Origin of the sequence: Liquorilactobacillus ghanensis DSM 18630, from assembly GCF_001435235.1 — a bacterium.
In the GTDB taxonomy this organism is placed as follows: domain Bacteria; phylum Bacillota; class Bacilli; order Lactobacillales; family Lactobacillaceae; genus Liquorilactobacillus; species Liquorilactobacillus ghanensis.
This window is the reverse complement of the sequence record NZ_AZGB01000018.1, coordinates 66,800-87,544: the sequence shown is the minus strand read 5'-3', so window position 1 is coordinate 87,544 and position 20,745 is coordinate 66,800. Positions and strand designations below refer to the sequence as shown.

Annotated in this window: 20 protein-coding genes and 1 riboswitch; of the genes, 15 read left to right on the top strand and 5 right to left on the bottom strand. The window is 38.5% G+C overall.

All coding sequences use genetic code 11. The features are described from left to right. Window positions 1-42 precede the first annotated feature (42 nt). From FC89_RS07895 to FC89_RS07860, 8 genes are all read left to right on the top strand, one after another. Window positions 43-456, top strand: coding sequence for a helix-turn-helix domain-containing protein (locus FC89_RS07895; protein ID WP_057872015.1), 414 nt, complete (start codon window positions 43-45; stop codon window positions 454-456). A gap of 36 nt (window positions 457-492) precedes the next feature. After that, on the top strand, window positions 493-1,227 hold the full coding sequence (locus FC89_RS07890; protein ID WP_057872014.1) for a TerC family protein: 735 nt from the start codon (window positions 493-495) through the stop codon (window positions 1,225-1,227). An 18-nt stretch (window positions 1,228-1,245) separates the two neighbouring features. Further along, on the top strand, window positions 1,246-2,064 hold the full coding sequence (locus tag FC89_RS07885; RefSeq protein WP_057872013.1) for a Cof-type HAD-IIB family hydrolase: 819 nt from the start codon (window positions 1,246-1,248) through the stop codon (window positions 2,062-2,064). An 80-nt stretch (window positions 2,065-2,144) separates the two neighbouring features. Beyond that, window positions 2,145-3,134, top strand: a complete 990-nt coding sequence (locus tag FC89_RS07880) for an aldo/keto reductase (protein WP_057872012.1) — start codon at window positions 2,145-2,147, stop codon at window positions 3,132-3,134. Window positions 3,135-3,212: 78 nt separating this feature from the next. Next, the gene (locus FC89_RS07875) at window positions 3,213-5,618 is read left to right on the top strand and encodes a Xaa-Pro dipeptidyl-peptidase (protein WP_057872011.1); all 2,406 of its coding nucleotides are present in this window, start codon (window positions 3,213-3,215) and stop codon (window positions 5,616-5,618) included. Window positions 5,619-5,691: 73 nt separating this feature from the next. Beyond that, window positions 5,692-6,597, top strand: coding sequence for a proline-specific peptidase family protein (locus tag FC89_RS07870; protein ID WP_057872010.1), 906 nt, complete (start codon window positions 5,692-5,694; stop codon window positions 6,595-6,597). A gap of 90 nt (window positions 6,598-6,687) precedes the next feature. After that, the gene (locus FC89_RS07865; protein ID WP_057872009.1) at window positions 6,688-8,004 is read left to right on the top strand and encodes an MATE family efflux transporter; all 1,317 of its coding nucleotides are present in this window, start codon (window positions 6,688-6,690) and stop codon (window positions 8,002-8,004) included. Window positions 8,005-8,025: 21 nt separating this feature from the next. Further along, window positions 8,026-8,418 carry a VOC family protein gene (locus FC89_RS07860; protein WP_057872008.1) on the top strand — a complete coding sequence of 131 codons (393 nt, stop codon included), beginning with the start codon at window positions 8,026-8,028 and terminating at the stop codon, window positions 8,416-8,418. Window positions 8,419-8,509: 91 nt separating this feature from the next. Here the strand turns inward: FC89_RS07860 and FC89_RS07855 are convergent, their stop codons facing one another. The 4 genes from FC89_RS07855 to FC89_RS07840 form a co-directional block, all read right to left on the bottom strand. After that, the gene (locus tag FC89_RS07855; protein WP_057872007.1) at window positions 8,510-9,268 is read right to left on the bottom strand and encodes a 3-oxoacyl-ACP reductase; all 759 of its coding nucleotides are present in this window, start codon (window positions 9,266-9,268) and stop codon (window positions 8,510-8,512) included. Then, window positions 9,265-9,495, bottom strand: coding sequence for a DUF2829 domain-containing protein (locus FC89_RS07850; protein ID WP_057872006.1), 231 nt, complete (start codon window positions 9,493-9,495; stop codon window positions 9,265-9,267). Before FC89_RS07850 ends, FC89_RS07855 begins: the two co-directional genes overlap by 4 nt. An 8-nt stretch (window positions 9,496-9,503) precedes the next feature. Then, window positions 9,504-9,995 carry a QueT transporter family protein gene (locus FC89_RS07845; protein WP_057872005.1) on the bottom strand — a complete coding sequence of 164 codons (492 nt, stop codon included), beginning with the start codon at window positions 9,993-9,995 and terminating at the stop codon, window positions 9,504-9,506. 7 nt (window positions 9,996-10,002) lie between these two features. After that, window positions 10,003-10,050: riboswitch (PreQ1 riboswitch) on the bottom strand. 221 nt (window positions 10,051-10,271) lie between these two features. Beyond that, complete coding sequence (locus tag FC89_RS07840; protein ID WP_057872004.1) at window positions 10,272-11,660, bottom strand: APC family permease; 1,389 nt, start codon at window positions 11,658-11,660, stop codon at window positions 10,272-10,274. 352 nt (window positions 11,661-12,012) lie between these two features. Here FC89_RS07840 and FC89_RS07835 point away from each other — a divergent pair, with 352 nt between their 5' ends. The 4 genes from FC89_RS07835 to FC89_RS07820 all read left to right on the top strand — a co-directional run bounded on the left by FC89_RS07835 (window position 12,013) and on the right by FC89_RS07820 (window position 14,508). Next, window positions 12,013-12,576, top strand: coding sequence for an AAA family ATPase (locus FC89_RS07835; protein WP_057872003.1), 564 nt, complete (start codon window positions 12,013-12,015; stop codon window positions 12,574-12,576). Window positions 12,577-12,647: 71 nt separating this feature from the next. After that, window positions 12,648-13,085: a Fur family transcriptional regulator gene (locus FC89_RS07830; protein WP_057872002.1), complete on the top strand. Its 438-nt coding sequence runs from the start codon at window positions 12,648-12,650 to the stop codon at window positions 13,083-13,085. 68 nt (window positions 13,086-13,153) lie between these two features. Next, window positions 13,154-13,663 (top strand): hypothetical protein, encoded by a 510-nt coding sequence (locus FC89_RS07825; RefSeq protein ID WP_083485447.1) that lies wholly within the window; start codon window positions 13,154-13,156, stop codon window positions 13,661-13,663. Window positions 13,664-13,674: 11 nt separating this feature from the next. Then, complete coding sequence (locus FC89_RS07820; RefSeq protein ID WP_057872001.1) at window positions 13,675-14,508, top strand: DUF6681 family protein; 834 nt, start codon at window positions 13,675-13,677, stop codon at window positions 14,506-14,508. A 1-nt stretch (window position 14,509) separates the two neighbouring features. Here the strand turns inward: FC89_RS07820 and hflX are convergent, their stop codons facing one another. Continuing rightward, on the bottom strand, window positions 14,510-15,757 hold the full coding sequence (gene hflX, locus FC89_RS07815) for a GTPase HflX (RefSeq protein ID WP_057872000.1): 1,248 nt from the start codon (window positions 15,755-15,757) through the stop codon (window positions 14,510-14,512). 412 nt (window positions 15,758-16,169) lie between these two features. On the opposite strand from hflX, the gene FC89_RS07810 reads away from it, so the two are divergent. The 3 genes from FC89_RS07810 (at window position 16,170) to opp3b (ending at window position 20,743) form a co-directional block, all read left to right on the top strand. After that, window positions 16,170-17,792, top strand: a complete 1,623-nt coding sequence (locus FC89_RS07810) for a peptide ABC transporter substrate-binding protein (RefSeq protein ID WP_057871999.1) — start codon at window positions 16,170-16,172, stop codon at window positions 17,790-17,792. Window positions 17,793-18,060: 268 nt separating this feature from the next. Continuing rightward, window positions 18,061-19,692: a peptide ABC transporter substrate-binding protein gene (locus FC89_RS07805; protein ID WP_057871998.1), complete on the top strand. Its 1,632-nt coding sequence runs from the start codon at window positions 18,061-18,063 to the stop codon at window positions 19,690-19,692. 121 nt (window positions 19,693-19,813) lie between these two features. Beyond that, window positions 19,814-20,743, top strand: a complete 930-nt coding sequence (gene opp3b, locus FC89_RS07800; protein ID WP_057871997.1) for an oligopeptide ABC transporter permease — start codon at window positions 19,814-19,816, stop codon at window positions 20,741-20,743. Window positions 20,744-20,745 lie beyond the last annotated feature (2 nt).

The window sequence follows — 20,745 nt, the reverse complement described above, 5'->3', positions numbered from 1 at the left end:
AATGAGTAGGAATAGTGTATCCTTAAAAGGAGGGGTAAATTGATGTTTCCAGATAGATTAAAAGCTTTGCGCAAGGGACGTGGCTTGACACTGAATCAGCTGGCAAAAGCATTGAATCAATTGTCAACAACCGTAAATGATAAGCAAAATACAGGACCACAAATTGGCAGTTGGGAGCGGGGAATTAATACGCCATCTTATCTTGAAGTTTTGAAATTAGCCAGTTTTTTTGAAGTTTCAATGGATTTCTTAGTTGGCCGCAATTACCAGGAGTTAGACCTAGCTGATATTTTTGCAATGAATACCCAGTTGACTTTAGAAGGGCATTTGCTGACTTTTGCGGAACGGCAAGCTGTTTATGGTTTGCTGAAAAGCTATCTGCGGGGACGTCATCCGCAAAAACCCCAAGCACCGCTTAATGAGCAGAATGAATTGACCTTGCCGCTTGATAAATAATAAAATTGCAAGGCATGATCAGAGAGGAGATCTTGATTGGAAGTTATTACGAAATTGTATGGCCCATTTTTTGATTTGGAGAATTGGAAAACGGTGATTGAATCCGGATCTGATTGGATGGTTATTTTATCACTAGTATTGATCGAGTGTTTGTTGTCGGTTGATAATGCAATTGTGTTGGCCGCACAAACACAAGTTTTACCGACTAAAAAGCAACAAGAAAAATCACTTTTTTATGGTTTGTGGGGAGCTTATATTTTCCGGTTACTGATTATTGGGATTGGAACATATCTGATTAATTTTTGGGAAATAAAGGTTCTGGGTGCCGGCTATCTACTTTACTTATCGATTAGTCATTTTTACCATCGGCTGCATCCGGAAAAACCTAAAAATAGTAGTAAAAAATTAGGAAAGAAAAGAAAAATTTCACTTTTTTGGTCGGTAGTAATTTCAATTGAAATGATGGATATTGTTTTTTCAATTGATTCGGTGCTGGCGTCTTTGGCAATTTCGAATAATCCAGTAATTGTATTAATTGGCGGGATGATTGGTATTTTATGTATGCGGGGGATCGCAGAAATCATTATGCGTTTGATGAAGCTGGTCCCAGAATTAGAAGTTATGGCATATGCATTGATTGGCTTGATTGCAGTAAAACTATTCTTATCAATACCGCTGATCGATATCGAGATTCCGGCTGGCGTTTTTGCAGCAATTGTTTTTGGTGCGATCATCGTTACAGTAATAATTAACCGTATCCGAGCTAAATGAAGGGAATCGATGTAAATTATGGCGTATAAGATGGTAGTTTGTGATCTTGATGAAACATTATTGAATGATAAAAAATTGATCCCGGCAGTTAATATTGCGGCGATTAAAGCTGCAGTGGCTCAAGGAATTTATTTTGTGCCTAATACTGGTCGCGGTTATTTGACGGTTCAGGATAATTTGCAGACGCTTGGTCTATTACAGCGGAAAAATGAATATGTAATTTCTTATAACGGTGGTGCAATTGTCGAGAACTTTAAGAATCGGATTCTGCAAACTTGTGTAATGCCATTTTCAGTTGTTGAAAGCCTATTTGAGTTAGGTATTGCTCAAGGATACTGCGTCCATGTTTATACGGTTGACCAGCTTTATATTTGGAATATTTCCGCAAGTGAAATTAATTATTTGACAGGCCGTGTGAATCAATGGCATGAAACAACCGAACCAAATTTAAATTTCTTACAGGGACAAGATTTGATTAAAATTATTTTCTTTGTGCCACAAGAAGCTGAGCGGTTAGCTTTAAAAGAACAAGTTTTAGCGCAATACACCTATCCGTTGAATATTTCTTTTTCATCTGACCGCTATATTGAGTTTAATTCAATTGAAGCTGATAAGGGACAAGCCGCGATTGCTTTGGGGAATCGACTGAACATTAAGCCAGCTGAAATTATTGCAGTTGGTGATAACAGTAATGACTTACCGATGATCCGCCAAGCAGGCTTAGGGGTTAGTGTAGCTAATGGACGTAAATTTGTTAAACAGGCGGCTGACTATATTACCGCTGCTGATAATAATCAAGGAGCGGTAGCTGAGGTTTTACGCAAGTTTGTTCTGTGATTTTAGTGAGCGGCAAGCACAGCTTGTTAATCAATAAATGTTATTATTAGTTTGAGCAGTAATTGAAGGAGGTCGAGGAGATGTATCTTGCAGCAGATGATCGTTATGAAAAATTGCCATATCGTCAGGTAGGAAAAACTGGACTGAGATTGCCAGTGATTTCATTGGGATTATGGCATAAGTTTGACAGTGCTAATCCATACTATGATCGGAAAAAATTATTATTAGCCGCTTTCGATCGTGGAATTTTTAGTTTTGATTGCGCTGATCGTTATGGCTCACCAGAGGTTGGTTCAGCTGAAATTCTCTTGGGTCAAGTCTTGCAACATGAACTTAAGCCGTATCGAGACGAATTGGTAATTACTACCAAAACAGGCTATAGAACGCATCCCGGCCCGTACGGATATTCACTAGCACGAAAATCAATTTTGCAGGCAATTGATCACAGCTTGCAGCGCTTACAAACAGATTATGTTGATATTTATTACGCTCATCGGTTTGATCCGCAAGTTGATCTATTTGAAACAGCCCAAGCTTTAGATCAAGTTGTTCGCGAAGGTAAAGCGATGTATATTGGTATTTCTAATTTTAACGCCCAGCAAACAGCTACAATTGCAGCAATGTTTCGAGATTTGAAAACGCCTTTTGTAGTTAATCAGGTTTCTTATAATATGCTCAATCAAACAGTTGAAGAGGATGGTCTACTGGATCAACTGCAGCAGTTGGGGGCAGGTTTGGTAGCATATGGTCCATTAGCGGAAGGTTTATTGTCACAACGTTACTTAGCCGGAATCCCAGCTGATTTTACAATTCATCAAACCAGCAAACACGTTTTTGATCAAGGAAAAACAGCAGTAGCAACTAAACTGCAGTTACTAGCTAAACTTGCTCAACAGCGAGGACAAAGTTTGTCACAGATGGCATTGGCCTGGCTATTGCGTAATCAAACAGTCAGCAGTGTAATTATTGGGACAACTAGTTTGGAGCATTTGGATGAAAATTTGCAAGCAGTTGAACATCTCGATTTTACAGCAGCTGAGCTTAAAAAAATTCAGCAAATTTTAAGTTAACAGATCAAATTCAGAAGAGCGCTTAGACGCTCTATTTTTTTGCTATAATAAGAGCAAATATTGTTTTGGAGGCAAGAAATGAGAAATAATCAATTTGCACGTTTAGAACCTGATTTGGCTACTAAAATTACTGAACTTAAACGCATTAAGTTTTTGAATGAATCATTGTTGCAATTAACGGATGCTACTAAATTATGGCGGGCACTGGTTATTAAGGCCTTTCCTCAAGCTAAAACGTTGGCTATTCAACAAGTTAAGTTAGCTGGTCTCGCAGCGACAGCAACGGAAGATTTTTTACAATTTACAGCACATGCAACTGTAAATTCGGTTGCATTTTACAATGTTGCTTTGCAGCTGCTTGATTTTACTGTTGATAGTGATTTTTCTTTGGCAGATCCAATCACATTTTGTCAAAAAACCAACTTGCCTTACCAAAACCAAATCGATAATTGTCAAAGTGTTATCAGTGCTTGGTATGACCTTTTGAATACTTCGAATCAGCAAGGACAGGTTTTATTAGATCGATTAGCTGGTGATGGCTATTTTGCTGATTGGCCGCAACCCGTTACGCAACCGCTGTTTTTTAACGGTAAAGCGCAACCAGTATTTGCTACTGCTAAATTGCGCTATGAGACCGTTTACGTTGAAACTGAACTTGATACTGATCAAGATGGTAAATTTGATTTGGTAAAAGTTGATTTAATTCGCCCAGCTGAAACAGATACGGGATTGAAAGTTCCGGTTTTGTTCACTGCCAGTCCTTATAATCAGGGAACTAATGAAAAAGATGCCGAGCAATTAATGCATAAAATGGATGTTCCGCTCCAATCCAAACAACCGGGAATTGAAAACTTAACAGCGGCGGCTGCCAATGTGGCTGCAACCACTGAACCTATTTCCCGAGAAATTACAAGTACAACTACAATTGCGCAAGAAATGTTTACTGGAGAATTTTCTTATCGTTTAAATGATTACTTCTTGGCTCGTGGATTTGCGGTGGTCTACTCAGCTGGCATTGGAACTAAAGATTCTGACGGCTTGCGGACGTGTGGTTCAGCGGCCGAAACCAAAGGAGCTAAAAATGTTATTGAATGGCTGACTGGACAGCGGGCAGCTTTTGTCAGCCGAAACTCTACTCAGGCAATTACTGCTTGGTGGTGTAATGGTGCTATTGCGATGACTGGCAAGTCATATCTGGGGACCTTGGCAACGGCAGTGGCTACAACCGGTGTGGCTGGCTTGAAAACGATCATAGCCGAAGCGGCTATTTCTAGTTGGTATGATTATTATCGGGATCATGGCTTAGTAGTTGCTCCAGGTGGCTTTCCAGGAGAAGATGCTGACGTGTTAGCTTTGGAATGTTTCAGCCGTAAGCAAACAGGCGGTGATTATCTGAAAGTTAAGCAAGTTGCAGCCGAGCAATTGGCTGCCATTACAACTGGTCAAGATCGCAACAGCGGTAATTACAATCTTTTTTGGGATCAACGAAATTATTTAAAAGATATGCAGCAAATTAAGGCTGACGTTATTTTAGTTCATGGATTAAACGACTGGAACGTTAAGCTGCGTAACGTTTACCAAACATGGCAAAAATTACAAAACTTGCCAATTCAAAAAAAATTAATTTTACATCAAGGACAGCACATTTACATTAATAATCTGCGTTCACTTGATTTTACAGATATGATGAATCTTTGGCTATCTCATGAGCTTTATGGTTTAACTAATCATGCAGAACAAATTTTGCCGGAAATTTTGGTTCAAGATAATACAACTCCTGAAAAATGGCATACAACTGATTATTGGCAGTCAGATAAAAATCAATTGAGTTTTAATTTTGTTCCAAATAAATTGGTTACACAGCCAGTTGAACCAACAGTCTGCAGCTTTAATGATCAATTACCAGCTACTGTTTTTGACCGCTATCAAAAAGATTTGAGTAGTTGGGAACATGACTTGCTGCAAGCCGGTTCAGACATGGAAAAGCATCGGCTCATTTTTAAAAGTGCACCGCTGACTAAAGCAGTTACTTTGCGCGGAGTACCACGTGTTACCTTAAAGACAGCTGTTAATCAAAATTATGGTTTGTTGAGTTTAATGCTGGTCGATTATGGTATGGCTCGTCGCCTGCAAGCAGCCCCAAGTGTCTTAGCTGTTCGGGGAATTCAATTAGGATATAATTGGCAAGAAGAAAATGCTGTTGATTTCAAGTTGGCAGCGCAACCCAGTCCTTGGAAGATGATTACCAAGGGACATCTTAATTTGCAAAATCGGCAACATGCATGGCAAGTCGATGAACTAAAACCGAATACTTACTATTCATTAACAACTGAATTACAGCCGATGTTTTATCATTTACCAGTTGGACATCAGTTGGGACTAATTGTTTATGCAACTGATTTCGGAATGACAATTCGTGGCAATCAGAATTTAACCTATTCTTTAGCTCTAGATGCTTGTCATTTAAAGCTTCCTAATAGTTAAGTTAGTGCCAGCTTTTCTTAACTCCGGCGAAAGTGTTATGATATTATTAAATTAAGAAGTGGGTGAAACGTAAATGAAACAAGGAACAACAATTATTACACTGGATAATGGCTATCATCTGTGGACACATACCAGCGGTCAAGGTGCCATTAAATTACTTTGTTTACATGGTGGACCTGGTGGCAATCATGAATATTATGAAAATTTTGCTGAAAAATTGGCTGATTTAGGTGTGCAGGTATCGATGTATGACCAATTAGGTTCGTGGTATTCTGATCAACCTGATTTTTCCAAGCAGGAAAACATTGATAAGTTTTTAAACCTAGAATATTTTGTTGACGAAGTTGAAGAAGTTCGCCAAAAGTTGGGCTTGGATCAATTTTATCTGTTAGGTCAATCATGGGGTGGTGCTTTAACTCAAGAATATGCTTTGAAATATCCAGCACATCTCAAGGGAATTATTATTTCCAGTATGACGGATAACATCGAAGAATATGTGACCAACATTAATGCAATTCGCGAAAAAGAATTTTCTGCTGAAGATTTGGCATTTATGAAAAAATGCGAAGCGACTAATGAATATGATAATGAGCGCTATCAAAATTTAATTGACATTTTAAACCGCGGCTATGTTGATCGCAAACAACCACCGGCAATCTCGCATTTAACTGAAACGATGGCGACACCGGTATACAATTATTTCCAAGGAGATAATGAATTTGTGGTTACTGGCAAATTAAAGGGCTGGGATCGACGTAATGATATTCACAATATCTCAGTACCAACTTTAATTACTTTCGGTGAACATGAAACTATGCCGATTCCAACCGCTAAACGAATGGCTGCAACGATTCCGCATGCACGTTTGGAGACAACGCCTAACGGTGGTCATCATCATATGATTGATAATGCTCCCGTTTACTTTGCACATTTGAAGCGATTCTTAAGTGATGTTGAAAATAATACTTTTAATGATTAATTAAAAGTAATTTGGTTGTCTTTAAGCGGTGGGCGTCATTTAGCTCGCCGCTTTTAGCATGGAGAAAAGTCTGGTAAGGGGGGCAGCTTTTTGCAAACTAAAATTTTATTGCGCGAAAGCGGTGGCTATATTGCGCGCAATATTGCTGCATCACTGGGGATCTCACTATATGTGATTATTGATACCTTATTTATTGCAACAGCTGCTGGAGCTGACGGCTTAGCAGCTTTGAATATTGTTTTGCCGGTGTTTAATTTTATCAGTTCAGTTGGTTTGCTGTTGGGAATTGGTGGATCAACTATTTTTTCAATCAATAAAGTTCATGCCGGTACTAAAGTTGCTACTCTTTATGGTCAGCTATTGCTTTTTGGCATTTTTGTCGGAATTATTTTTAGTTTGCTTGGCAATTTGGCAACACGTCCTTTGTTGCAGTTATTGGGTGTTGACCAGCAGACATTGGGTTTAGCTAGTAGTTATTTGAGAATTGTTTCTTTAGGTGCCAGTCTTTTTATCGCAAATTATATTACTGTCAATTTTGTACGTAATGATGGAAATCCCCATTTGACCATGGTTGCTACTTTAGCGGAAACTACGACGGTTATTTGTTTAGATTACCTATTTATTTTTGTTTTTAATTGGGGGATGAATGGTGCTGCTTGGGCTACTTTATTTTCGCCGCTGGTAAGCTTAATGATTCTAACACGCCATCGAAAATTTCCATTACGCCAGTTGCAGCTTCATTTTACTTGGCCGCAATGGCACTTAGTTTGGCAGGCTGTTCAACTTGGATTTGCTTCATTTTTAACGGAAATGAGTACCGGTGTTGGAATTTTGGTCTTTAACTTGGTACTTGAAAAAATTGCTGGGACTTATGCCATTGCTGCCTATGGAGTTATCGCCAATATTGCCTTGGTAGTTTTAGCGCTTTTTAATGGGGTAGCATTGGGAATTCAGCCGCTAATGGCACGTGAGTTTGGTAATCGGGCTTGGAAAAACATTAAAATTATACTGCAAACTGGGATTGTAGTTTGCATAGTATTGGCAATTATCAGTTATCTTTGCCTGGTTTTATTTAAATATCCAATTATTGAAATTTTTAATATTGAGCACCAACGGGATCTAACTAATTACGCTGCTGCTGGCATCCCGCTCTACTTTATCAGTATCTTTTTTTCTGGCAGCAATCTATGTTTGATGATGTGGCTGGTTGCGATTAATCAACCGCGTTACGCTCTGTTTTTATCTCTCAATCGCGGTTATATTATTTTGTTACCGGCAATCTATTTATTAGGAATGTGGTACGGGTTGAACGGGGTATGGCTCAGCGTTGTTGTGAGTGAAGGTGTAGTTTTATTGCTGGGAAGCTTTTTTGCACAACGTTTTCTTAAAAATCCATTGTTGAATTAATGTATGAAAGGAAGTTTTGTTTTGAAGATCAAACGTGTTGACCATTTGATTTTGACAGTAACCGATATTGCACGAGCTATTCGTTTTTATCACGAAGTTTTTGATATGCCGATTATTAACTTTAAAGATGAACGTGAACCACATTGTGTTCGCTGTGGTCACCAGTTACTGGAATTTCAGACGGTTAAACAACCGCAACAGCCGGCAGCTGCTAATCCGACTGTTAACAGTGCGGCATTTTGTATTATTACTGGTGATAAATTAAGTGATGTCTGTAACCATTTGGAAAGTTACTATGTGCCAATTGTAGCTGGCCCACTTAAGCAAATTGGTTCTGAAGGTCCGATGATGTCGATTTATATTCACGATTGTGATCAAAATCTAATTGAAATTTCCAGTTATCAAAATAAATAGAAAAAAGCCGATTGCAGCACTGAAAACAGTGATACAGTCGGCTTCTTTGATTAAAAATTATCTTCTGACAGCTGTTAATTATAATTGGGGGTTATTTTTCGATCCAACCGCCATCGATCGGTATTACAGCACCGTGAATAAAATCGGCTTGTTGACTAGCGATAAACAAAGTTGCTGCTGCTACTTCAGCGGGTTGAGCCCAGCGGCGGGCCGGTGTTTGCGCGGCTACTTGCTGTGCCATTTCGCCCTTGCCGGCAAAGTCGGCTTGATTCATTGGTGTTTTGATAGCTCCCGGTGCCAAACAATTGGCTCGAATTCCTTGTGGGGCATAGTCATAATCTAATTGTTTGGTATATCCGATAATTCCATGTTTAGCCGCAGTATAAGCTGCACCACCGCCACCAGCTACTAAACCGGCAATTGAAGCCATGTTAATAATTACGCCATGTTTTTGCTGCAGCATTTTGGGCAAAAAGCCATTAGTCAGCAGAAACATGCTTTTCAAATTTGTATTCATGATTTGATCCCATAATTGCTCACTTGTTGCCAGCGTGGGTTGATAAGCATCTAAAATCCCTGCTGTATTCAAAAGAATATTAACATTAGCGATTGCCGAGATTTTTTGAATTGCCTGTTTTAAATCACGGCTTTGACTAACATCAACTTGCCAAAAATTAAATGTTTGCCTAAATTGCTGTTGGAACTGCTGGATTGTTGAATTGTTTTTTACATCAAGTGCCCACACTTTGGCACCTTGCTGCAAAAAAGCAGCAGTTTGTGCCGCACCGATTCCAGAAGCAGCTCCAGTAATTACAATCGTCTGTTGTTTGAACTCAGGATATGCGATCATTTGTCTTCAACTTCGATCCAATCATCAGCTAACAAATCGCAGCTTGTTGGTTGAAACATTGACAAAGCTGGTGTTTCGTTAGTTTTAATTAAAAAATACGGGTTAACTGGTTGAGAGGCAAATACGGGCTTGGTGACTAAAAAAATATATTCTTCTCCACCCTGCCATGTTTGGCGGACAACTTTTTTCCCTTGACGTAATAATGGTAATGCTTGTTCAAATTTCATAATTCCACCTACTTTGTTAGATCAATTTTCAAACTAATAATTCCAATTACAACTGCACCCAAAACCATTGAACCAAACTCACCGATTGCAACACTCAGGTAAGTAGCCCAAAAAGGTACATGACTGATTAGATAAAGTTCTAACGCCACACTACAAGCAGAAAGGGTGCAGACTATTACAGCAATTGTCAATTTTTGCCATTTCTTTTGGACTAAGCGGCTCAAATAATGACTGATTACGGTCATCATTAAAGTTCCCAAAGAACCAAAAATTACATCTAGCGGGCCCAGACTGGACCAAAGATTGGCAATCACACAGCCAAGGGTCAATCCCCAAATATAGCGTTTATTAAAAACCGCCAGATTATTTAATGTTTCCGATAAACGAAATTGAATTGGTCCATAGCTGAACGGAACTAAGGCTAAAGTTAAAACAACATAGAGTGCCGCAATCAAGCTAGCCTTAATTAGACCAACTAAGTGTTGATGTGTTGCTTGCATTTTTAATTTCCTCCTAGTTTTTTATTACGGTGGGATGTTTACGAACCACCCGGCACGCAGGGTACCGCTGAAAAGTATAACAAATTTGTAAAGTAAATAAAAGCTGTGACTAGCGGTGTTGCTGATAGCTCTTTAAGGTTGTTTGAGATAAGTGATTTATAGATTCAATTAATAAAATTGATAAAACCAGAATAGAGCGGTTTGTTAATCTAAGCAAAAAAAATAGCCTTGACAGGCTATCCAAAATAAATAATTAATATTTTGTAATTGTTAATATTATTTAGCTATTTGACTATGTTTGATTCCATAGGCAAAGTAGATGATCATTCCAATAATAAACCAGATGATCGAAGCAATCCAAGTTTCTGCTGACAACTGAGTCATCATTAAAATGCACAAAATAACTGAAACAATTGGCAGAACAGGGTAAAATGGCACTTTAAACCCATCATTGGGAATATCTTTTCGTTTTCTTAAGGGAATAATTCCAAGCGAAACAAAAGTAAAGGCAATCAATGTTCCGATGTTAACCAGATTGGTCAATTGATCTAAAGAAACAAAACCGCCCATCAAGCAAATGATCAAAGTTACAACCGTCATAGCTTTTGCCGGAATATGGTGTTTCGGACTGATTTCACCTAAGAATTTTGGTAATAATCCATCACGACCGATTGAATAAATTAGCCGTGAGCTGCTGAAAATCATTGTAACCATCATCGTAAACATCCCAGCTAAGGCTCCTAAAGAAATAATACCGGCAACCCAATTTTGATTAACCAGCTGCAAAGCAAAGGAAACCGGGTTGGCAACATTTAACTTAGTGTAAGAAACCATCCCTGTCAAAACGACTGAAACTAAGATATAAAGGATCGTACAAATAATCAAGGTCCCTAAGATACCGACCGGCATATTTCTTTTCGGATTCTTAACTTCTGCGGCTGAAGCGGAAACCGCATCAAACCCCAAGTAAGCAAAGAAAACCAGACTAGCTCCCTTAAAAACACCGCCAACGCCAAATGGAAAGAACGGATGCCAATTAGCCGGTTTAATATAAAACATACCAACAAGCAAAAAGATGATAATAATAGCAATTTTTAAAATAACGATTATATTATTAAAACGAACGGATGTCTTAACTCCCAGAGATAGGATGAAAGAAATCAATAAGACGATTAAAATAGCTACCAAGTTGATATAGGTTCCGTGTGCTGGATCAAAGTAACCACTGATTGCATGAGGAAGATGAATTCCAAAGCCGCCTAAAAAAGAACTAAAATAAGCAGCCCAACCAGTCGAAACAGCCGCTACAGCGAGCATGTACTCTAAAATTAAAGCCCAACCTAAAAACCAGCCGACTACTTCGCCAAAAATGACATTACCAAATGAATAGGCGCTGCCGGCAATCGGCAATGCTGAAGAAAATTCAGCATAGCACATGGCTGAAGTCGAACAAACAATTGCTGCTACGATAAATGAAAGGATAATGGCTGGGCCGCTATGTAAGGCTGCGACAGTCCCTGGTAGGATAAAGATCCCCGTTCCAATTACGGCGCCGATTCCTAAAGCAATTAGATCACCAGCACCCATTGATTTAACTAAACGGCCGTCCTTGTCCAAATAACGTGCCAAACTTTCCTTTTTGAAGATTCGGTCTTTCAAACTCAAGTAAAATTCCCCCAATTAATAAAGTAGGTTAGAAATAGATAACGAGGTAAGTATACAAGATTAGAATAAAATGTCAAATAGCTTTGCAAAAGCTAATAAATAGGGAAACAAATTTTTAAAAGCAAATTTAAAGAGCTGATAAACTTAGCTTTTATTATCTGGCTGACATGATCACTGATTTTGAAAATATTTAATATTTCATTCCAGAGCACTAATGTTTTTTGAATTTTCAATCTGAACTGTTTGATTAGAACTTGATGATGTTGAAACGATAAACTTGGTAAATGGTTCCGATAAACTGTTAACTATAGTAAAATTAAGTTATAATTCTTCGGTTTTGGAGGAAGTTAAAATGAAACGACTTTTAGTTCTTTGTGGAGCACCTGGTTCCGGGAAAACACGAGTCAGTAATTATTTACAGCAACATTACGGTTTTAGCCGAGTTATTACCCACACTACTCGTCCACCGCGAACAGGTGAGGTAACTGGACAGGATTATTATTTTGAAACGACAGCTTCCTTTGCTAAACAGCACTATTTTGAAAAAGTTGTCTATGATCGACATTATTATGGTTCTTCACGTGAAGGATTAAAACGTGCATGGCAGAAAAGCCCGCGAGCAGTAATCGTATTAGATACGCAAGGGGCATTGACTTATTGTCAGCAACTACCGCAACAAACAGTTTGTGTTTATCTGGCAGTCAGCTCTCCGCAAACGTTATTAAAACGTGTGGAGCAGCGATCGTTTACTGAGAACGGGAAAAAACATTTACAAAGTCGAGAAGGTCAACGAGACTTGCAAGTGCCGCCAGCTCTGCAAAATAAGTGTCAAGTCTTAGTTAATGATAATTGGCAGCAAACACAGCAAGAGTTAGAACAACTACTGCGGGCAAATAAGTTATTTTCTGACGATTAAGCGGGTTTATGGTATACTGATAGATAGTAATTATTATCATTAAAATTAAATTAATTAAGGAGCTGTTCAGCATGATTGATGTTGCTGTTAAAATATTACAAAAAAACCGTTATCGTATTACTAAACAGCGATTAAGTCTGCTGCAATACCTTAGTCATTTTCAGACGCAGTATGTGAATATTACAACAGTCGATCATTATATGCATCAACAGTATCCGGGGATGAGTCATAATACGATTTATCGTAATATTAAAGAGTTTGAAGAAATGGGGATTGTAGAACAGCAAGTTCGTGATGGCAATGCAGTTGTCAAATTTCAGTGTGATTTTTTGCATCAGCATCACCATCATTTTATTTGTCGTAATTGCGGTAAGGTTCAAGAACTTAAAATGTGCCCGTTAGATTATTTTCAGGATCAATTACCAGGCTGCGAGGTGCAAGATCATCATTTTGAACTGTACGGTTTATGTGCTGAATGTGCAAATTTAGCAAAATCTTCAAATAAATAGACTTGTTTTATTAATAAATAGGTTTAAATTAGTTTTATAGTAAATTTTTAAGAAATGGAGCGATCAAGATGGCATCTCAAACGCCACCATTTATAACCCCCTTTGCAATCATGTCAATTGTCTTGGCATTGGGGGCAACTAATGTAGCTGTTAATACTGCAACCCACACTTCTGAAGGGCAACCAGTAACAAAAGTTTCTTCGTCAAGTAGCTATTCAAGCAGCAGTCAACCGCAAAAAAGCAGTAGTTCAGCTGATAAAGACAAAGATAAGGATAAAAATAGCGAAACATCTTTTTCTGAAAAAAGTGAAAGTAGTTCGGCTGAATCAACCGATGATTCTGCAACAACAAGTGCGGATGAATCAAGTAGTTCAACTCAGGAAAATCAGGATGAATCTTCTTCTGCTACATCTGCTTCAACTTCGACTGAAGATCGGGCTGAATCGTCTAGTTCCAGTTCGGCAACTTCATCGGCTGATCAGCAAAATCAATCGCAAAGTCAGCAGCAGAATCAAAATGGGGTCAAACCTGCTCAGTCATCCTCAAGCGCTAATAACACGAATACGAATAATCAGTAGGAGGAATCAAGATGTTCAGCATTATTGGGATGATTAACGGTTATTTAGGCTATATTAATATGAATGTTCGGCTGAAAAATCAAGTCTATACGGTGCTGGGTTCAGTTGGTGATTGTTACTTGCTGTATGTAGCTTACCGCTTCTTTGCAAATGGCTTTTGGCTGCGAGGTTTATTATTTGTATTGGCCTTTCTTGGTTTAGGCTATTTAGCCTATTTGAACCTGATTTATTACTTCACTAAAAAGAATTCAAAATTAGATTTCACTCCTTGGCTTGAAAAAACGTTGCATTTGAAACCCCGACCAGTCCCAACTGAAGGATCACGCCGGCCGCAACCGGGATTTGTTCAAACGAATGGTTTGTTTACTAATGAAAAAGTTTTACCCGCAGAAATTAGCAGTTCATTGCAGCAACAGCAAACACTTCAACAAATTGTTGAACAGCTGGTCGCACAAAATTATCTTAAGTTGGATTATGCTGGGATGAGTGATGATCAGATTTTGCGAAATGGGCAAACAGTGGCAGCTTTAAATCAGCCAGTCGCGTTGCCGTATTACGAATTGCAGCATCAAGGTGAACAATTGCTTCTAGCTGGTGGAATTAATCAGATGGAAAAGAAAGTTTTAGGGCAAATAAAAACCGTTGGCTTGATGCCAGTAGCAGCAGCAAGTCAGCGATATCAATTGTATGCAGCAACGGTAACAGTTCAGGGGGGCCCCGTCAAATTTGCTGGGCGTTCCAGTGTAATGGTTGAACAACGTCCTTATACTGTTAAATTGCAACTGGCATATCGTCCTAAAAACGAAAACAAGGAAATTAAGCAAAGCAGGCAAAATAAGCATTAATTTATTGTTGGAAACGAGTGAACTTTTGTGCCATTTGCGGTGATACCTCAGCTTTTAATAAAGTTCCTTCAGCCGTATAATGCGTTTCTAAAATATTAGCTTGCTGGTTGAATTCTTCCAGAAAGCGACTGGCTTGAAAAGGAATCAAATATTCAAACTGTTGATAATTGCCAAACAGTTGTTGTTTAATCAAGGCAGTTAATTTAATTAATGAAGTTTGGTCAACAGCACTGTAGGTCAGTTGACCACCTTCACTGAGCGGATAAGTTAAATGCAACTTATCCGCTTTATTGTAGGCATAAAGCATTGGAATACTGCCAGCTCCGATTTGCTTTAAAGTTTTCTCAGTGGCTGCCATCATTTTTTTGTATTCAGGCTGACTAATATCAATTACTTGAATCAGCAGATCGGCCTCGTTGACGGTTTCTAAAGTCGTTTTAAAGGCCTCAAGTAGATCAGCTGGCAAATCATTAATGAAACCAACAGTATCACTGATTAAAAAAGATTTGTTGTCTTTAAAGTTTAACCGGCGGATCGAGGTATCCAAGGTGGCAAACAATTGGTCTTTAACTAAGTTGCGGTTGGCAGTTTTTTCTCCGAATAAATTCAGCAGGCCATTAAAGGTAGTTGACTTTCCCGCATTAGTATAGCCGACAAAAGCAACAAGCGGCAAACCGGATCGTTGACGTGCTCGGCTTTGAGTCAGGTTCTCCTTAGCAATTTCTTGTAATTGATGCTGTAATTGGTTGATCCGTTGTTGTAAGGTTCTTTTAGTTAGTTCGTGCTGTGTTTCACCAGCACCACGATTGGCACTTTGACTACCACTGCTTTGCTGATCCAGCTTATTGAAACCGGAAATTCGCAGCCGTGGCAATTGATACTTCAACCGGGCAATCTCAACTTGGAGTTTGGCTCTTTTTGTACGGGCACGGCGTGAAAAAATTTCTAGAATCAACTCAGTGCGGTCGATAACCGGTACTTTGACAATTTCTTCCAAGTTTCGTAATTGAGTTGGAGACAACTGGTCGTTAACCAATAAAGCGTCTGCTTGATTGGCGGCCACTGCTGCTGCAAACTCATCCGCTTTTCCTCGACCGAAATAAGTTCCACTGATCGGATGGTCAGCTGCTTGTGTCAATTGTGCCAAAACGTGCATTTCTGCTGCTTGGGCCAAGTTGGCAAATTCAGCCATTGAGTAGTCAAAATCGGCTGTGTGCAGATTTAATCCAGCAATAATGATTTCTGTCATTTTAGATCTCCTTTGGTATTAATAATTTAATTGTAGCATTTTTCAGTCATTTAAAGAAAACTAGCTACTATTTACTATTTCAATAGCAGCTGAATTTAAGCTTGCATTTTTTTTATAAACGTTTATAATTATTTTTTAACAGGAGGTCAGATAACCATGATGCAGGCAAATGAATGGCAATTATTTAATAATACAAAGCAACGAATTATTTTCCTAGTCATTATTAGCACGCGTGATGTGTTAGCTGATGTCTAGGCTTTTGACAGACAGCAAGCGAACCCATCACGCTGAGTAAATAGTGATGGGGATCAAATAAAATGATTATTAACCCCATCAACTAACATTCAGTTGATGGGCTTTTTATTTGTCTGAAAAAAGCGTAAATTTATTTCATTTCAAGGGGGAGTTTTAGATGGGTTTAAAAAAAGGGATGTTGGCAGCAGTCATTGCTGTCAGCACAGTTGCACTGGCTGCGTGTGGTTCTAAGGGTAGTCAGCAGGATTCATCACAAGTGCTGCACTGGTCGGAACCGACTGAGTTGCAGACATTGGATTTATCAAAAGTAGTTGACACGGTTAGTTCAGATACTATCAGCAATAGTACTGAGGGCCTTTATCGTTTAGGAAAAGACAGCAAAATCGAACCGGGATTGGCAACTAAAACTCAAGTCAGCAATCATGGGCTAAAGTATACTTTTACTTTACGAAAAAATAGTAAGTGGTCAAATGGGGATCCAGTGACAGCCCAAAATTTTGTTTATTCTTGGCGACGAACAGTCAATCCGAAAACAGCGTCACAGTATGCGTATTTATTTAGCGGGATTAAGAATGCTGACGCAGTTGCTAACGGTAAAAAACCAGTGACGACATTAGGTGTTAAAGCGGCTAACAAATATAAGTTAGTAGTTACGCTGGATAAAAATATTCCATATTTTAAATTATTAATGGGCTTTACGGTGTTTTTCCCGCAAGATCAAAAAGCAGTTGAACAGTACGGTTCCAAGTATGGCACAGCAGCTAAATATATGGTCTATAACGGACCTTATAAGGTTGCCGGCTGGAATGGTTCAAATTTGAATTGGCATTTAGTAAAGAATAAAGATTATTGGGATCAAAAAGCGGTAAAATTGCAAAAAATTACTTTTCAAGTAGCTAAAAGCACCACAACTTCGTATAATCTTTATCAAAATAAGAAGCTTGATGAAACTTATTTGGATGCTGAGCAGGCCAAGCAGTTATCCAACAATAAAGACTATGTTTCTTTGAAGCAATCACGGACCAATTATTTGGAATTTAATCAAACAAACAAGGAATTTCAAAATAAAAAAATTCGGCAGGCACTGTCCTATGCGGTTGATCGGCAGCAATTGGTTAAGAAGGTCTTAGGGAACGGTTCACTGCCTGCTAAGGGAATTGTTTCTCAAGATTTAGCCAGTTATCAGGGAAAAGATTTTGCAACTGCTGCTGCAACTACAACTGGGGTAACTTATAATAAGTCACAGGCACAAAAATTATGGCGTGAGGGTTTGCGGGAATTAGGTGTTAAAAAGTTAAGCTTTACATTAATGGGTGATGATGATGACATGAGCAAAGCAGTAACTGATTACTTACAAAGCCAATTTGAAACTAATCTGCCCGGTGCCAAAGTTGCAGTTGAAAATTTGCCCAAGAAAACCCGGATTACGCGAGCGGCAGCCGGTCAATTTGATGTTGTCTTAGCTGGTTGGGCGGCTGATTTTTCTGATCCAATTAGTTTTTTAGACCTCTTTACCAAGAACAATGCATATAATGATGGGAAATGGGATAATCCGACTTATGATCGATTAATCAATGTGTCAAAAACGACCGATGTTAATAATCAAAATAAGCGTTGGCAGGATCTAGTAGCTGCTTCAAAATTATTAAGCCAAGAGCAGGGAGTGGCACCATTGTATCAATTGTCACAAGCTCAATTGTTACGAAGCGATGTTAAAGGCGTTGTTTATAATACGGCGGGGATTGCTTTCAATTTTAAGCATGCTTACATTGCCAAATAAAGAAGTTGGGTATTTGCGGATGAAGCAGTCGAACGAAATTTTATTAATTATAAACTATTTGCATATTATTACTTTGTAATCTTAATTAAACCGTGCAAAAAGTTAGCTTTAACTTAAATTTAATCAGAATTTTGGTTATTTTCATTAAAAATAAATCGTTTTGCAAGAGCATTTAAAGTTTTATACTTGTATTTAATCTGATTTTCATATAGAATCTAGACATTACATTTAATGTTTCTAAAACGAAGCAAAAGGGGAGAACCAAAGCATGAAATTTAATAGATTAGCTAAACTGGGGCTGGTTGCGGCTTTCTCAGCAATTGCCTTAGCAGCTTGTGGCTCTAAGAGTACAAATAGCAGCATGGCTTCTAAGCAAGTTCTTAATTGGAACGAAACTGCTGAGTTGCCGACAATGGACCTTTCAACAGCAACCGATACCGTTAGTTTTGATATGCTGAACAACTCGATGGAAGGTATTTATCGTTTAGGCAAGGACAGCAAGATCGAACCCGGCTTGGCTACTAAGACTCAGGTTTCCAATAATGGTGAAAAGTACGTCTTCACTTTGCGGAAAAATGACAAATGGAGCAACGGTGATAAAGTAACTGCAAAAGATTTTGTTTATTCTTGGCGGCGCACAGTTGATCCAAAAACAGCTTCGCAGTATGCATATTTGTTCAGTGGAATTAAAAATGCTGATGCAATTATGAATGGCAAAAAAGGTGTTTCAACTTTGGGAATCAAAGCTGATGGCAATTATAAATTGACCGTTACCTTGGAGAAAAAGATCCCATACTTTAAGTTATTGATGGGCTTCCCGGTATTCTTCCCACAAAATCAGAGTGCGGTTGAAAAATACGGCAGCAAATATGGGACAGCTTCCAAATATATGGTTTATAACGGACCGTTTACTTTGACTAAATGGACTGGTTCCAATTTGAGCTGGACGTTGAAGAAAAACAACAACTACTGGGATAAGAAAGATGTTAAGTTATCAGCTATTAACTACAAGGTTAATAAGAGTAACACCACAGCTTACAACTTATACCAGTCTGGCAAGCTTGATGAAACTAACTTGGGAGCTGAACAAGCTAAACAGTTATCTAACTCTAAAGATTATGTAGTTAGAAAGAATGCTTCGACTTTCTATCTGCAATACAATCAGACGAAAAAAGAATTCCAAAACAAGAAAATTCGTCAGGCACTCTCCATGGTTATTAACCGGAAACAGTTTGTTAATAAAGTCTTAGGTAATGGTTCAACAGCAGCTAAGGGTTATGTTTCAGATGGCTTAGCAAAGCATAACGGCAAAGATTTCACAGATTCAGCCTATGTTAAGTCAGCAGTAACCTATAATGCTTCAGAAGCTAAGAAACTTTGGGCAGAAGGTTTGAAAGAATTAGGTGTTAAGGATCTAAGCTTTACCATTTTAAGTGATGATACTGATGCTGGTAATAACACAACTCAATTCTTACAGAGTCAGATCGAAGAAAATCTGAAGGGTGCTAAAGTTTCTGTTGAAAACGTACCATTCAAGACGCGCTTATCTCGTTCAACTAATGGGAACTTTGATGTAGTTGTAACTGGCTGGGGAGCTGACTTCGCTGATCCAATCAGCTTCTTAGACCTCTTTACTTCAAGTAATCCTGAGAATAACGGTAAGTGGAAGAATACTCAATATGATAAATTGATCGAAGCTTCAAAGACAACTGATGCCAGCAACACAACGAAACGTTGGAATGACATGGTTCAAGCTGAAAAGATTTTAATGAAAGATCAAGGAATTGCTCCAATTTACCAACAATCATTGGCAACTTTGGTTAAACCAAAAGTTAAGGGTGTAATTTACAACTCAGCTGGTGTAAACTACAACTTTAAGAATGCTTATATTTCAAAATAAATTTAATAAATCTTAAATGAGTTACTGATTGGGGGATTAACTGAAAAATGTTATCCCCCAATTGGTATTTAGATAATTAAAAATTTTAAATTAGTTAATGCATGGGAATGTGAGGAAAAATATGCGGAAATATCTTTTAAAACGGGTTTTCTACATGGTATTGACCCTTTTTCTGGTAGCAACAATTACATTTTTCTTAATGAAATTGATGCCCGGAACACCGTATTCAAACCAGCAGAAAATGACCCAACAGCAAATTCAAATCATGAATCAGCAGTACGGACTTAATAAACCGATCTGGCAGCAGTACGTAATTTATATTTTTGGAATGCTGCATGGTGACTTAGGGACTTCTTTCCAATTTAGTAATCAGCCAGTTTCATATTTGATTTCAAGCCGAATCGGAGCATCCGCTCAATTAGGTGCGCAAGCAATGATCTTTGGTGTTTTCTTCGGAATTATTATTGGGTCAATTGCAGCTATCAACCGCAATACTTGGATTGATACAACGTCAACAGTTGTTTCAATTATTGGTAAATCGGTACCTAACTTTGTATTAGCTGTTTTGTTGCAATATTATATTGCTTTGAAATTAGGATGGTTTCCAATTGCCGATTGGGGCGGTTTTAGTTACACAGTCTTACCGACAATTGCTCTAGGTGTTGGTCCGTTAGCCGAAACAGCCCGTTTTGTTCGAACCGGGATGGTTGACGTTTTAAATTCTGATTATATCGAATTGGCTCGAGCTAAGGGCCTGAGCAAGTTTGGAATTGTTTATCATCATGCGTTGAGAAATAGTTTGATTCCGTTAGTTACGCTGATCGGACCGTATACCGTTGCTTTGATGACCGGATCAATGGTTATTGAAAATATTTTCTCGATTCCTGGGATTGGTGAACAGTTTGTTAAATCGATCCTCGTAAATGATTATCCGACAATTATGGGTGTAACGATGCTGTTTTCAGCCGGCTTAGTTGCAATCATCTTGTTGACAGATATTGTTTATGGAATCATCGATCCACGAATTCGTTTAAGCGGAAGTGAGGGTTAAGC

Bases quoted from the DNA above. Each gene is read 5' to 3' on its own strand.
- FC89_RS07820 (WP_057872001.1), top strand. From the start codon at position 13,675: ATGTTCAGCATTATTGGGATGATTAACGGTTATTTAGGCTATATTAAT.
- FC89_RS07895 (WP_057872015.1), top strand. From the start codon at position 43: ATGTTTCCAGATAGATTAAAAGCTTTGCGCAAGGGACGTGGCTTGACA.
- FC89_RS07805 (WP_057871998.1), top strand. From the start codon at position 18,061: ATGAAATTTAATAGATTAGCTAAACTGGGGCTGGTTGCGGCTTTCTCA.
- FC89_RS07845 (WP_057872005.1), bottom strand. From the start codon at position 9,995: ATGCAAGCAACACATCAACACTTAGTTGGTCTAATTAAGGCTAGCTTG.
- FC89_RS07880 (WP_057872012.1), top strand. From the start codon at position 2,145: ATGTATCTTGCAGCAGATGATCGTTATGAAAAATTGCCATATCGTCAG.
- FC89_RS07810 (WP_057871999.1), top strand. From the start codon at position 16,170: ATGGGTTTAAAAAAAGGGATGTTGGCAGCAGTCATTGCTGTCAGCACA.
- hflX (WP_057872000.1), bottom strand. From the start codon at position 15,757: ATGACAGAAATCATTATTGCTGGATTAAATCTGCACACAGCCGATTTT.
- FC89_RS07835 (WP_057872003.1), top strand. From the start codon at position 12,013: ATGAAACGACTTTTAGTTCTTTGTGGAGCACCTGGTTCCGGGAAAACA.
- FC89_RS07855 (WP_057872007.1), bottom strand. From the start codon at position 9,268: ATGATCGCATATCCTGAGTTCAAACAACAGACGATTGTAATTACTGGA.
- FC89_RS07850 (WP_057872006.1), bottom strand. From the start codon at position 9,495: ATGAAATTTGAACAAGCATTACCATTATTACGTCAAGGGAAAAAAGTT.
- FC89_RS07825 (WP_083485447.1), top strand. From the start codon at position 13,154: ATGGCATCTCAAACGCCACCATTTATAACCCCCTTTGCAATCATGTCA.
- FC89_RS07830 (WP_057872002.1), top strand. From the start codon at position 12,648: ATGATTGATGTTGCTGTTAAAATATTACAAAAAAACCGTTATCGTATT.
- FC89_RS07885 (WP_057872013.1), top strand. From the start codon at position 1,246: ATGGCGTATAAGATGGTAGTTTGTGATCTTGATGAAACATTATTGAAT.
- opp3b (WP_057871997.1), top strand. From the start codon at position 19,814: ATGCGGAAATATCTTTTAAAACGGGTTTTCTACATGGTATTGACCCTT.
- FC89_RS07870 (WP_057872010.1), top strand. From the start codon at position 5,692: ATGAAACAAGGAACAACAATTATTACACTGGATAATGGCTATCATCTG.
- FC89_RS07875 (WP_057872011.1), top strand. From the start codon at position 3,213: ATGAGAAATAATCAATTTGCACGTTTAGAACCTGATTTGGCTACTAAA.